Annotated in this window: 13 protein-coding genes; 12 read left to right on the forward strand and 1 reads right to left on the reverse strand. The window is 55.8% G+C overall.

The features are described 5' to 3' along the window. The first annotated feature begins 2 nt into the window (after positions 1 to 2). The 12 genes from hisS to AC0KVQ_RS10775 all read left to right on the forward strand — a co-directional run bounded on the left by hisS (position 3) and on the right by AC0KVQ_RS10775 (position 11,279). The gene (gene hisS / locus AC0KVQ_RS10720; RefSeq protein ID WP_473421155.1) at positions 3 to 1,274 is read left to right on the forward strand and encodes a histidine--tRNA ligase; all 1,272 of its coding nucleotides are present in this window, start codon (positions 3 to 5) and stop codon (positions 1,272 to 1,274) included. A gap of 41 nt (positions 1,275 to 1,315) precedes the next feature. Next, the gene (locus tag AC0KVQ_RS10725) at positions 1,316 to 1,942 is read left to right on the forward strand and encodes a YfgM family protein (protein ID WP_473421156.1); all 627 of its coding nucleotides are present in this window, start codon (positions 1,316 to 1,318) and stop codon (positions 1,940 to 1,942) included. 1 nt (position 1,943) lies between these two features. Then, positions 1,944 to 3,080 (forward strand): outer membrane protein assembly factor BamB, encoded by a 1,137-nt coding sequence (gene bamB, locus AC0KVQ_RS10730; RefSeq protein WP_473421157.1) that lies wholly within the window; start codon positions 1,944 to 1,946, stop codon positions 3,078 to 3,080. Then, complete coding sequence (gene der / locus AC0KVQ_RS10735) at positions 3,081 to 4,445, forward strand: ribosome biogenesis GTPase Der (RefSeq protein WP_473421158.1); 1,365 nt, start codon at positions 3,081 to 3,083, stop codon at positions 4,443 to 4,445. A gap of 112 nt (positions 4,446 to 4,557) precedes the next feature. Next, positions 4,558 to 4,806, forward strand: coding sequence for an RNA chaperone Hfq (hfq, locus tag AC0KVQ_RS10740; RefSeq protein ID WP_473421159.1), 249 nt, complete (start codon positions 4,558 to 4,560; stop codon positions 4,804 to 4,806). A 92-nt stretch (positions 4,807 to 4,898) separates the two neighbouring features. Beyond that, positions 4,899 to 6,020, forward strand: a complete 1,122-nt coding sequence (gene hflX / locus AC0KVQ_RS10745) for a ribosome rescue GTPase HflX (RefSeq protein WP_473421160.1) — start codon at positions 4,899 to 4,901, stop codon at positions 6,018 to 6,020. Then, positions 6,007 to 7,203, forward strand: coding sequence for an FtsH protease activity modulator HflK (hflK, locus tag AC0KVQ_RS10750; RefSeq protein WP_473421161.1), 1,197 nt, complete (start codon positions 6,007 to 6,009; stop codon positions 7,201 to 7,203). Before hflX ends, hflK begins: the two co-directional genes overlap by 14 nt. 11 nt (positions 7,204 to 7,214) lie before the next feature. Further along, on the forward strand, positions 7,215 to 8,099 hold the full coding sequence (gene hflC / locus AC0KVQ_RS10755; protein WP_473421162.1) for a protease modulator HflC: 885 nt from the start codon (positions 7,215 to 7,217) through the stop codon (positions 8,097 to 8,099). Further along, positions 8,096 to 8,284 carry a DUF2065 domain-containing protein gene (locus tag AC0KVQ_RS10760; protein ID WP_473421163.1) on the forward strand — a complete coding sequence of 63 codons (189 nt, stop codon included), beginning with the start codon at positions 8,096 to 8,098 and terminating at the stop codon, positions 8,282 to 8,284. Before hflC ends, AC0KVQ_RS10760 begins: the two co-directional genes overlap by 4 nt. Before the next feature lie 46 nt (positions 8,285 to 8,330). Further along, positions 8,331 to 9,476 (forward strand): ATP phosphoribosyltransferase regulatory subunit, encoded by a 1,146-nt coding sequence (locus AC0KVQ_RS10765; protein WP_473421164.1) that lies wholly within the window; start codon positions 8,331 to 8,333, stop codon positions 9,474 to 9,476. 68 nt (positions 9,477 to 9,544) lie between these two features. Continuing rightward, positions 9,545 to 10,840: an adenylosuccinate synthase gene (locus tag AC0KVQ_RS10770; RefSeq protein ID WP_473421165.1), complete on the forward strand. Its 1,296-nt coding sequence runs from the start codon at positions 9,545 to 9,547 to the stop codon at positions 10,838 to 10,840. A 94-nt stretch (positions 10,841 to 10,934) separates the two neighbouring features. Then, positions 10,935 to 11,279: a hypothetical protein gene (locus AC0KVQ_RS10775; protein WP_473421166.1), complete on the forward strand. Its 345-nt coding sequence runs from the start codon at positions 10,935 to 10,937 to the stop codon at positions 11,277 to 11,279. Between the two features lie 68 nt (positions 11,280 to 11,347). Here the strand turns inward: AC0KVQ_RS10775 and AC0KVQ_RS10780 are convergent, their stop codons facing one another. Then, positions 11,348 to 13,600, reverse strand: a complete 2,253-nt coding sequence (locus AC0KVQ_RS10780) for an Orn/Lys/Arg family decarboxylase (RefSeq protein WP_473421167.1) — start codon at positions 13,598 to 13,600, stop codon at positions 11,348 to 11,350. Positions 13,601 to 13,706 lie beyond the last annotated feature (106 nt).

Genomic DNA, 13,706 nt, shown 5'->3' on the forward strand with positions numbered 1-13,706 from the left:
ACATGGCTCAAACAATTCAAGGCATTCGCGGCATGAACGACGTGCTGCCGGATGCATCTGCTGCGTGGCTCCATTTTGAAGCGGTCTGCCGCGATTGGCTCGCAGCTTATGGTTACAAGCAGATCCGGACCCCGATCGTTGAAGCAACTCCGCTGTTCGTGCGGGGCGTGGGCGAACACACCGATATCGTCGAAAAGGAGATGTATTCGTTCGAGGATAGCCTCAATGGCGAGAAGCTGACATTGCGGCCGGAAGGAACCGCTGGCTGTGTGCGTGCCTGCATCGAGCATGGCTTGCTGTACAACCAGACACAGCGTCTGTGGTATACCGGGCCGATGTTCCGGCATGAGCGCCCGCAAAAAGGGCGTTATCGCCAGTTTCATCAACTGGGCGTGGAAGCTTTTGGTTTTACCACGCCGGATATTGATGCAGAGATGATCCTGATGCTGGATGATCTGTGGCAACGTCTGGGTCTGACCGGGATGACGCTGGAACTCAATACGCTTGGTGACACGGCCGAGCGTGCCGCGCACCGGGCAGAGCTGATTGCCTATCTGGAAAAACATCAGGATATCCTGGATGAGGATGGCAAACGTCGCATGTATACCAACCCGTTGCGCGTGCTTGACACGAAAAATCCTGCCATGCAGGAAATGGCCGAAAATGCACCGAAGCTGATCGATTTTCTGGGTGAGGAATCGCGTGCGCATTTTGATGCCGTGCGAGCCCTGCTCGATGATGCTGGTATCGCGTACAAGCTGAACCCACGCATGGTGCGTGGGCTGGACTATTACAACCGTACCGTGTTCGAATGGACCACCGACAAGTTGGGTGCCCAGGCAACGGTGGCGGCCGGTGGCCGTTATGACGGACTGGTCGAGCAACTGGGTGGCAAGCCGTGTCCGGGGGTGGGGTATGCCATCGGCATCGAGCGTATCCTGCTGCTGCTGGAGGCCTGTGGTGTCAAACCGCAGTCGAATACGCCGGATGTGTATGTGGTGCATCAGGGCGAATTGGCTGCGCGTCTGGCTTTCACCGTGGCGAATGATTTGCGTCGGCAGCAGTTCAAGGTAGTGCTGCATTGTGGTGGGGGCAGTTTCAAGTCGCAATTCAAGAAAGCCGATGCCAGCGGTGCACGCCATGCGATTGTGTTGGGTGATGACGAAGCGCAAAAACGCCTGGTATCCGTAAAATGCCTGACTGGCGAGAAAATGGGCGAACAGGTTGAATTGTCACTGGATGCTTTGGCGGCATATTTGCGTCCCCATGGTTGATGGCGCTTTGTTGAGAACAAGTACAAAAGGGAGAAGCCGTAATGGCATTTGATTTGCAAGAGCAGGAACAGATTGCCGAACTCAAGGCTTTCTGGCATGACTACGGTCGACATATTGCATTGGGGCTGGGTATCGCCATTGCCATCTATGCAGGCTGGAAGGGCTGGAATGCATGGGAGAACCGTCAGGCTACACAGGCCTCGGCCCTGTATGCAACGCTTGATGCTGCCGCAGAGGATGCATCCAAGGTCAAGGCGATAGCTGCCGAAATAAAGAATGATTATTCGCGTACTGCTTATGCCGAGCGTGCAGCGCTGATGTCGGCGCAATCAGCTTTTTCTGCCAAGGATCTGGCCACGGCCAGGGCTGAGCTGGAATGGGTGATCGAACATGGCCGCGAGGCTGGTGTACGTGATGTGGCGCGCATCCGTCTGGCCAATGTCCTGATGGATGAAAAGAAATTCGACGAGGCGCTGGCCCAGCTCAAATCGGCCGAAGATCAGGGTTTCGGTGCGCTTTATGCTGAAACACGGGGTGATGTGCTGGCGCTCAAGGGTGATGCGGCTGGCGCAGCAGATGCATACAAGCAAGCACTGGCCAAGCTGGCGAAAGATGCCGCGAACTACAAGTTTGTTGAAGTCAAGCTCGAAGCTCTGGGAAATCATTGATATGAATGTCTGCCGCTCGCTGATTCTTGCCTCGTGTGTTGCCCTGCTGGCTGGGTGTGGCTCAACCAGCAATGCCCCAAAACCTGGACCATTGCCCGCGGTACAAGCCAAGTTGCAACTGCAGGATGTCTGGCGTCAGTCGCTGGGCGCAGCGACCGGTGCCAGATTGCAACCGGCATTGCAAGGTGATGCGATTGCTGCCATTAGTGCAGATAAGCGTCTGGTGCTGCTGGATGCTGAAAGTGGCAAGGAGCGCTGGCAGCTGACCCTTCCCAATCCTGCGGCGGGTGGCGTTGGCTTAGGCCGCGATCTGGTCGTGGTCGGTACGCTGGAAGGCGAGATTCTGGCTTACGGGCGAGATGCCAAGCTGCGCTGGTCGGCACGCTCCGGCAGCGCGGTGGCTGCGCCGCCCGTAGTCACTGATTCAACGGTACTGGTACGCGGTACAGATGGCCGATTGACCGGCTATGCGGTAACCGACGGTACGGTGAAGTGGGTGTACTCCCGCCAGCAGCCGGCATTGTTGTTGCGCAATTTCGCAGCGCCTGCCGTTGATGGCGACGTGGTGTACTACGGTCAGGCCGGAGGCCGGCTTGCGGCCTTGACCCTCAAGGAAGGTCGCGTGCTATGGGAGGCGCAGGTGGCCCAACCTCGTGGCGTATCCGAGCTGGAGCGAATTGCCGATATCGTTTCCACTCCGGTGGTCGAGGGTGGGCAGGTTTGTGCGGCGGCTTATCAGGGACGACTGGCCTGTTTCAACGCGAAAAGTGGCGGCTTGCTCTGGTCGCGTGACGTATCCAGCTGGTCGGGTCTGACAATGGATGCCAAGGCAGTCTATGTCGTTGATGACAAAAGCAATGTGATGGCCTACGAGCGCAGTTCCGGCCGCAACCTGTGGCGCCAGGATAAGCTGGCTTCCCGCAATTTGGGTGGCATAGCCGTGGACGGACGCAATCTGGTAGTTGGCGACTATCAGGGTTATCTCCATTTTATTGATACCGAGGATGGCAGTTTTGTTGCGCAGCAACCTACCGATGGCGGCGCGATTGCTATTGCGCCGAAAAAGGCAGGAACGCGCTGGCTGGTGCAGACTCAGAAAGGCGGCCTGTATTTACTGGCTCGCAAGCAAGGAAACTAGATGAAACCCACCATCGCTCTCGTCGGGCGGCCGAATGTAGGCAAATCGACGCTTTTCAACCGTTTGACCAAGACGCGTGACGCCCTGGTTGCGGATCTGCCCGGATTGACACGGGATCGCCATTACGGGCACGGCAAGGTCGGTGACCGGCCATATCTCGTCGTCGATACTGGCGGGTTCGAGCCTGTGGTCGATGAGGGCATCATGTTCGAGATGGCTCGGCAGACACTGCAAGCCGTGGATGAAGCCGATGCCGTGATCTTCATCGTCGATGCGCGTGCAGGTATCACCCCGCAAGACAAGATCATTGCCAATCGCCTGCGTCAGCTGACATGCCCGGTGCGCGTTGCCGTGAACAAGGCCGAAGGTTTGCGTGAGGATATTGTTGCGGCTGAATTTTTCGAGTTGGGTCTGGGTGATCCTGTGGCGATCTCGGCTTCGCATGGCGAAGGTGTGCGCAGCCTGATCAACGAGACGTTGTCGAATTTTCCTAAAGAGGATGAGGAAGAAGAGCCGGATCACCCGAAGTTTGCCATCGTTGGTCGTCCCAATGTGGGCAAGTCGACGCTGGTGAATGCGATTCTGGGTGAAGAGCGCGTCATTGCCTTTGATGCCCCGGGTACAACCCGTGATTCCATCCATATCGATTTCGAGCGCAATAACCGCAATTACACCATTATCGATACTGCCGGTGTGCGTCGGCGCGGCAAAGTCACCGATGCCATCGAGAAATTCTCGGTGATCAAGACCATGCAGGCGATTGAGGATGCCAACGTGGCGGTGCTGGTGCTGGATGCCACGCAGGATGTCTCGGATCAGGATGCCAAGATGGCTGCCTTTGTACTGGAAACCGGGCGTGCGCTGGTGGTTGCTGTCAACAAATGGGAAGTGGCCGAACAGGAGCAAAAGGACCGAATCAAGCGCGAGATCGCACGCAAGCTGGCGTTTCTGGATTTTGCCAAGTTCCACTATATCTCGGCCTTGCAGGGCAAGGGTGTCGGTGACCTGTTCGCGTCAATTGATCAAGCCTACGCGGCTGCCATGATCAAGATTCCGACGCCGAAGCTGACCCGTGCGTTGCAACTGGCGCTGGAACGCCAGCAGCCTCCGCTTTCCGGCCGGATTCGCCCGAAGATGCGTTATGCCCACCAGGGCGGTTCCAATCCGCCGGTGGTGGTGGTGCATGGCAATTCGCTTGAGCAGGTACCAGCATCCTATTGGCGTTATCTTGAACATTCCTTCATGAAACTGTTCAAGCTGCAGGGAACGCCGTTGCGCGTTCAGTACAAACAGAGCGAAAACCCATTTGAAGCCAAGGCGGAAAAGGAAAAAGCAAAGCGGGTTCATCCTGGCCGTCGAAAATAGAAGGCAATGTGCATAATGTGTGTGGGCTGTCTATCGTTTGCGCTTTGATGTACCATGACAGTCAGGTTACCCAGGCAATAATCCGCAAATAACAGCAAAACAGGAGAAAAAAATGAGTGCCAAGGGGCAAATGCTGCAAGATCCGTTTTTAAATGTCTTGCGTAAAGAACATGTTCAAGTATCGATTTACCTGGTCAACGGCATCAAGCTGCAAGGCCAGATCGAATCGTTTGACCAATATGTGGTCTTGTTGCGCAATGTCGTGACGCAAATGGTTTACAAGCACGCTATCTCGACGATCGTGCCGTCTCGCCCTGTGTCGATTCCGCATGAATCGCCACAGGCTGCTGCTGAGTCTTGAGCATAGATTGCAGGCAAAAAACCCCGGAGGGTTGGCCCTTCCGGGGTTTTGTCTTGTGTGGCCTGACCGTTCTGTCCCGGATTTGAGATCCCATGTTTGAACGCCATAAGGGCGGAGATTCCGCTGTGCTGGTTTGCCTGAATTTTGGCGAACCCGATTTTCAGGATGCGACCGAAGAATTTATCCAGCTGGTGGAAAGCGCTGGTGTGACGCCTTTGGCCATGGTTCAGGGCAGGCGCCAGCGTCCGGACCCCGCCTATTTCTCCGGTTCGGGCAAGGCACAGGAAATTGCGGAAGCGGTGCGTGCCACCGGAGCCGAGTTGGTGATTTTCAACCACCAGCTCTCGCCCGCTCAGGAGCGCAATCTGGAAAAAGTGGTGCAATGTCGCGTACTCGATCGCACCACGCTGATCCTGGATATTTTTGCCCAGCGTGCACGGACTGCCGAGGGGAAACTGCAAGTCGAGCTGGCGCAGCTTTCACACATTTCGACGCGCCTGATCCGCGGCTGGACCCACCTTGAACGCCAGAAGGGCGGCATTGGCCTGCGCGGGCCAGGTGAAACCCAGCTGGAAACCGACCGCCGCCTGATCGGTATTCGGGTCAAGCGTCTGAAAGATCAGCTGATTACCGTGCAAAAACAGCGCGCCACCCAGCGCCGCGCGCGGGTGCGACGCAATGAGTTCACGGTTTCCATTGTTGGCTATACCAATGCCGGAAAATCGACCTTGTTCAACACCCTGACCAAGGGCAATGCCTATGCTGCGGACCAGTTGTTTGCCACGCTGGATACCACATCACGCAAACTGTTTCTGGATCAGGAGCATTCGCTGATACTGTCGGATACTGTCGGCTTTATTCGCCAGTTGCCACATACACTGGTTGCAGCATTTCGTGCCACACTGGAAGAGACCATTGAGGCGGATTTGTTGCTGCATGTGGTGGATATCAACCACCCCTTGCGTGAAATGCAGATCGAGGAAGTCAACAAGGTGCTGGCGGAAATCGGTGCTGATCGCATCCCGCAGTTGCTGGTATGGAACAAGATTGACCTCAAGGATGGCGTGCCGGAAGTCGAGCGGGATGAGTATGGTAGAATTTGCGCGGTGAAAGTCAGTGCTATAAAGGCAGAGGGCATGAATCTTTTACGGGCAGCGCTGGTCGAAGCGATGCCCAATTCGGGGAACACGAGGATAGAGAATGAGTCAGAATGACCCACAGTGGGGCGGTGGTCGCAATAACGACGGCCCTCCGGACCTTGATCAGATTGTTCGTAATTTGACCTCACGCTTCAGCCGGTTTTTTGGCGGAGGTAATCCTGAACCGCAAAATGGTGGTGACCGTCCGAGTTTTTCGGCCAAGGCGCCAAAATTTGCACCAGCCGGTGCGGCGGTCATCATTGCCGCGCTAGTAGTGCTATGGAGCGCCTCCGGCTTTTTCGTGGTCGACGAGCGCGAAGATGCTGTGATTACCCGTTTTGGCCGCTACACCCAGACTGTGGAAAATTCCGGTCTGCATTGGCGCCTGCCCTGGCCAATCGAGCATCATGAAATCGTCAATGTCACCGAAATTCGCAGTCTGGAAGTCGGGGGGCGGATTGGTGCGGCAGATACGCCGGATGAATCGCGCATGCTCACCGGTGACCAGAACATCATCGAGGTGCAGCTGGAAGTTCAGTACAACTTCAAATCAGCCTATGACTTTTCCTTCAATAACCGTTCCATGGATCGTGATGGCCGCGATATCGTGAAACAGGCGGCAGAAACTGCAATTCGTGAAGTGGTCGGCCGCAACAAGGTTGATTACGTCCTGAATGAAGGTCGTGGCCGTGTGGCCGAAGATACGCGAGACCTGATCCAGGATCTGCTTGATCGTTACGGATTGGGGGTTGTGATCTCCCGCGTCAATATTTCGGACGTGCAACCACCCGAGCAAGTACAGGCAGCTTTTGCCGATGCGGTGAAAGCACGCCAGGATCGTGCCCGCTTGATCAACGAAGGGCGCGCCTATGCCAATGACGTGATCCCCAAGGCCAGTGGTACGGCAGCACGACTGTTGCAGGAGGCTGAAGGTTATCGCCAGCGCGTGATTTCGCAGGCTGAAGGTGATGCCGCACGATTCCGTCAGGTTTATACGGAATATGCCAAGGCACCGCAGGTTACGCGTGACCGCATGTATCTGGATACCATGCAGCAGGTTTTCCAGAATACCACCAAGGTTCTGGTGGACCAGAAGTCAGGCAACAATTTGCTCTACCTCCCGTTTGACAAGCTGCTTCAAAGCACTGCTGCGGTTACAAGTCAGGCTGAAACGCCGCCAGCGGCCGTGCCACAGGCACAGCCCGAGTTGCCCATGACAACCCGTACCGGCCGCACTGCTGCGCGCGATGGTCGTTAAGGAGGTACGAGATGAACAAGATTTTGCCAACCCTTGCCCTGATTCTGCTGGTGCTGTTCGGATTTTCGCTGTCCTTCTTTACGGTGGACCAGCGGCAGTACGCAATCGTGTTCCAGTTTTCCGAAGCTGTGAGGCTGATCAAGACTCCGGGTTTCCATTTCAAGATACCGCTGCTGCAGGAAGTGCGTTATTTCGACAAGCGTATCCAGACGATTGATGGAGATGCTCCGGCCCGTATTCAGACCATCGAAAAGATGAACGTCAAAGCGGACAGCTATGTGAAGTTCCAGATTACCGATGTAGACAAATACTACAAGGCAGTAGGGAATGACCCACGCAAGGCGGTGGATCGCTTGCGTAATACGGTCAACAACATGCTGCGCGATGAGTTTGGCAAGCGCACGGTACAGGACGTGATTTCCGGCAAGCGCGATGAAGTCATGGATTACGTGCGCAAGGTGGCTGACGCTGACGCAGCGCGGATCGGCCTGCGTGTGATCGATGTCCGCCTCAAACGTGTTGAACTGGAAGACAGTACCCTGAACTCGGTGTACGAGCGTATGCAGTCCGAGCGCAAGGCGGTAGCGAGCCAGCAACGTGCAGAGGGTTCGGCTGAGGCCGAGCAGATCAAGGCCGATGCGGATCGCCAGCGCGAAGTGATTCTGGCTGAGGCATACAGCAAGGCGCAACAGATGAAGGGTGAAGGCGATGCCAAGGCTGCGTCGACCTATGCCGATGCCTATGGACGCAGCCCAGAGTTTTATACCTTCTACAAGAGTCTTGATGCGTACAAGCAGAGCTTTGCCAAGAAGGGCGATGTGCTGGTGATTGACCCTAGTTCGGATTTCTTCAAGTACATGAAGAACCCGCGTGCGGCTGGCAATGGTTCCAAATGAGCGAAAGCCTGCTGTTGGGACTAGCATTGATGCTGGTGTTTGAGGGCGTTCTGCCCTTTACCGCACCGGTGGCATGGAAATCAACGATGCGCCGCCTCTCTGAGATGAGTGATCGGCAAATCCGGTTGATTGGCTTTTGTACCTTGATGGGTGGCATGCTGCTGGCAGTGTTTGCCCGTACCTGAAACTTGAATAAAAGGCCCCGCCCAAAGCGGGGCTTTGTGTGAAACGATGCGAAACTGGATACTCCCCGAAAATATTTCCGACGTGCTGCCCAGCGAGGCCAGGCAACTTGAAGTCTTGCGGCGCAACATGCTTGATCTGTTTGCGCGTTACGGCTATGAGCAGGTGATTCCACCATTGGTCGAATATATCGAATCCCTGTTTACCCAGGAAGACAAGGCGCTTGACCTTAAAACATTCAAACTGGTGGATGAGCTGACCGGACGACAAATGGGGCTGCGTGCCGATATTACGCCGCAGGTGGCGCGTATCGATGCACAAATCCTCAATCGTACCGGTGTGGCACGCTTGTGCTATGCGGGGTCGGTGGTAAACACCCGCCCGGATGGCCTGCTTTCAAGTCGAGAGCCACGCCAGATCGGTGCCGAAATCTATGGCTGTGCATCATTGGCAGCAGACGTGGAAGTCATTGAGTTGATGCTGGAAAGTCTGGCTTTGGCAGGTCTGACGGAAGTCAGGCTGGAAATCGGCCATATTGGGCTGTTCCATGCCTTGGCCGATGCCGCCGATATGGATGACAGGCTGCGCGAAGAGGTTTTTATTGCATTGCAGCAGAAAGACTTGCCATCGCTCAAAGCAGCGACTTCAGGTTTGCCGGCAGAATTGCAGACGGCGTTTCTGGCATTGCCCAATTGCTATGGCGGCAAGGATGTGCTTGCCTTGGCACGGACAGCATTGCCAGCCATCCCGGCGGTGATGCAAGCACTGGATTTGCTGGAAGCGCTGGATGCTGCACTTGCCGTGCGTGGTATTCGTACCCGTTATGATCTGGCTGAGCTGCGTAGTAGCTACTATCACACCGGCCTGGTATTTGCTGTCTACGCAACTGGATTTGCCAACGCGGTGGCGCGCGGTGGCCGCTATGACAGCGTAGGTGAAAAATTCGGGCGTTCACGTCCGGCCACCGGTTTCAGCCTGGATTTGCGCGAGTTGAGTCATTTGCCTTATCCAGAGCGTCGACTTGGCATTCTGGCGCCCGGGCTGGAGGATGCCGCTCTCTTGGTCAAGGTGCGTGAATTGCGCAAGCAGGGCGAGATTGTTGCAGTTGATCTGGGCATGCCTAGAGAGGAATCCGGTTGTGACCGACAATTGGTCAAGGTCGGCAATGACTGGCAAGTGGTAACATTGGCCTGAGTGTTTTCCGGCCCACCGTTACGGCGGTGGGCCTTGTCACGTTTTGAATTATTGATTAGAGGTTTTCCATGAGCAGAAACGTAGTGGTTATCGGCACCCAGTGGGGCGATGAAGGCAAGGGTAAAATCGTTGACTGGTTGACCGATCACTCGCATGGCGTAGTACGTTTCCAGGGCGGGCACAATGCTGGCCATACCTTGGTCGTAGCCGGCAAGAAGACGGTATTGCACTTGATCCCGTCCGGCATTCTGCGTGATGGCGTGATCTGCTACATCGGCAATGGCGTGGTGCTTTCCCCGCAGGCCCTGCTCAAGGAAGTGGATGAGCTGGAGGCCGCAGGCATCAATGTTGCCAGCCGACTGAAGATTTCTGGCGAATGTCCGCTGATTCTGCCATATCACAGTGCGCTGGATATCGCCCGCGAAGCGGCCAAGGGTGACAAGAAGATCGGCACGACCGGTCGCGGTATCGGCCCAGCCTATGAAGACAAGGTGGCTCGCCGTTCGATCCGTCTGCAGGACTTGTTCCATCGTGACCGTTTTGCAGCCAAGCTGCTGGAAAACCTCGATTATTATAATTTTGTGCTGAAGAATTACTTCAATGCCGAAACAGTGGATTATCAGCAAGTGCATGATGAAACACTGGCGCTGGCCGAGCGTATTGCGCCGATGCTGGCCGATGTCTCGCGTGACCTGACCTTGCTGGACAAGGAAGGCAAAAACCTGCTGTTCGAAGGCGCGCAAGGTGCCTTGCTGGATATTGATCACGGTACCTATCCGTTCGTGACCTCTTCCAACTGCGTGGCTGGTGCCGCTGCTCCTGGTGCCGGTGTGGCTCCGCAAATGCTGCATTATGTACTGGGGATCACCAAGGCCTATACCACGCGTGTGGGTTCCGGTCCATTCCCGACCGAGCTGTTCGATGACGTGGGCGCTCGTCTGGCCAAACGCGGTAATGAATTCGGCGCTACGACTGGTCGTGCCCGCCGTTGCGGCTGGTTTGATGCGGCAGCCCTGAAACGTTCGATCCAGATCAATGGCGTATCCGGCCTGTGCATCACCAAGCTGGATGTGATGGATGGTCTGGAAACTGTACGGCTGTGCGTGGGTTACAAGGTTCGCGGCGAGGTACTTGATCTTTTGCCTTCCGGTGCCGAGGAAGTGGCCCTGTGCGAGCCGATCTGGGAAGAAATGCCAGGTTGGAGCGAATCAACCTTCGGCATCAAGCGTTATGAGGAATTGCCTGCCAACGCACAAGCCTATCTGAAGCGTCTGGAAGAGGTTTGCGGCGCGCCGGTCGACATGATTTCTACAGGCCCGGATCGGGAAGAAACCATCGTATTGCGACACCCTTTCCAGCACTGAGGGTAAGCAAACCAAAAAAACCCGCCGCTGGCGGGTTTTTCCTTGTTGATTAGTGGGTTATATATAACAAGGAGGGGCAGTTTGACTTCTGCTGGTGATGATCGGGTATGGGCAATTTATGCGTGATAAAAAACAGGAAACACCGGTTACCGACACCATGCCTTTGGTGCACTATCGCAAAAAGGATGCTGCACGCATGCGGCAGATGGATGAGATGCAGGGATGTGTCGAGGGCAAGGTACGAGAGGTCATGGACTCCTTTCGCGAATCGCCCTCGCAACTGGAGGTGCTGGACAAAAAATTGCGCAGAGAAAATCTAAGCTCCGAATCGGGTAGATCCATGGCAGGACGGCACCTGCCAGGCATGACAGGAAATACCTTGTGGATGCTGGTATTTGCCGTATTGCTTGTTGGTGTGGCCTATCTCATTTTTGCTTGAAGGGTTTTAAAACGACAAGGCCCGGCATTATGCCGGGCCTTGTCGTTTGGCGGAATTAATCCGTGTGCTCAACACCGAACGCAATCGACGTAATAGCGAATCTCGCCGTTGGATACTTCCTTGACCAGGCCGTGTATGTCAGCTTCAAAGCCCGGGCAAACCTTGTTGAATTCGCGCGCGAACTTCAGATAATCAACGATGGTCTTGTTAAAGACTTCGCCCGGAATCAGCAGCGGGATACCTGGCGGGTACGGCGTCAGCAGCACAGCGGTGACACGGCCTTCCAGTTCGTCGATCGGTACGCGATCGATTTCGCGGTGTGCCATCATCGAGAATGCCTTGGCCGGTTTCATGGCCGGTTGCATGTCGGATAGATACATCTCGGTGGTCAGGCGCGCCACATTGAACTGGCGGTAAAAACCATGAACCAGATTGCTCAGGTCGCGCAAGCCAATGCGTTCGTACTGCGGATGCTTGGCGGCGAATTCCGGCATTACGCGCCACAGCGGCGAATTGGCGTCGTAGGCATCCTTGAATTGCTGCAACTCGGTCAGCATCGTATTCCAGCGGCCCTTGGTGATGCCGATCGTGAACATGATGAAGAAGGAGTACAGGCCGGTTTTTTCCACGACGATACCGTGTTCGGCCAGGTACTTGGTGACGATGGCGGCAGGGATGCCTGAGTCTGAAAATGCACCATCCACATTCAGTCCGGGCGTGATGATGGTGGCCTTGATCGGGTCAAGCATGTTGAAACCATCGGCGATTGGTCCGAAACCATGCCAGGTGTCGTTGCTCTTGAGTACCCAGTCTTCGCGGCTGCCCATGCCTTCTTCGGCCAGATTGTCTGGTCCCCAGACCTTGAACCACCAGGAGTCACCGTATTCATCGTCCACCTTGCGCATGGCGCGGCGGAAATCGAGTGCTTCCAGAATGGATTCTTCTACCAGCGCGGTGCCTCCGGGGGGCTCCATCATCGCGGCGGCCACATCGCACGATGCAATGATCGCGTACTGCGGACTGGTCGAGGTGTGCATCAGGAACGATTCGTTGAAGATGTCGCGATCCAGTTGGCGGTTTTCAGGGTCCTGTACCAGAATTTGTGACGCCTGCGACAAACCAGCCAGCAGCTTGTGCGTGGACTGGGTGGCGAACACCATGGATTCCTTGCAGCGCGGACGGTTCTGGCCGATGGCATGCATGCCGCTGTAGAAGTCGTTGAAATTGGCATGCGGTAGCCAGGCTTCGTCGAAGTGCAGCGTGTCGACCACGCCATCAAGCAGACCCTTGATCTCCTCGACGTTGTAGATGATGCCGTCGTAGGTCGATTGGGTAATGGTCAACACGCGCGGCTTGATATGCGGGCGTTTGGCCAGCGATTCGCGTGCGAACGGATTGGCCTCGATCTTGCGGCGGATGGTTTCAGGCTCGAATTCGCTGCGCGGGATCGGGCCGATGATGCCGTAGTGGTTGCGCGTCGGCATCAGGAATACCGGTACCGCGCCGGTCATGATGATCGAGTGCAGCACCGACTTGTGGCAGTTACGGTCGACCAGCACGATATCGCCCGGTCCTACGGTAGAGTGCCAGACGATCTTGTTCGAGGTCGAGGTGCCGTTGGTGACGAAGAACAGATGATCGCAATTGAAGATGCGTGCGGCATTGCGTTCGGACGCAGCGACCGGGCCGGTATGATCAAGCAATTGGCCGAGTTCTTCCACGGCATTGCAAACGTCGGCACGCAGCATGTTCTCGCCAAAGAACTGGTGGAACATTTGCCCAACCGGCGATTTCAGGAATGCCACGCCGCCCGAGTGACCCGGGCAGTGCCAGGAGTACGAACCATCCTGCGCATAGTGCACCAGCGCGCGGAAGAACGGTGGTGCCAAAGTATCGAGATACGATTTGGCTTCGCGAATGATGTGGCGAGCCACGAATTCCGGCGTGTCTTCATGCATGTGGATGAAACCATGCAGTTCGCGCAGCACGTCGTTGGAAATATGGCGCGCGGTGCGGGTTTCACCATACAGGTAGATCGGAATATCCGGATTGCGGCGGCGGATTTCACCCACGAAATGCCGCAGGCTGTCGAGTACCAATGCGCCATCGATTTCGAATTCTTCATCGTCGATCGACAGAATGAAACCGGCAGCGCGACTTTGCTGCTGGGCAAACGAGGTCAGATCGCCGTAGCTGGTGAACCCCACAACATCCATGCCTTCTTGCTGGATGGCAGCGGCCAGGGCGCGGATACCGGAACCGCTGGTATTTTCCGAGCGGTAATCTTCGTCAATGATGACTATGGGAAAAGAAAAGCGCATGGCTGCAATCCTTCAGGCAGGGTCCGCAAGGCGGGGGTAAAAAACAAGGCGCGTATATTAACCGAGAACCCGTTATTTCATATGGCAATCTGATGAAATGATGCGT

The organism is Formivibrio sp. oc-25 (assembly GCF_055810895.1).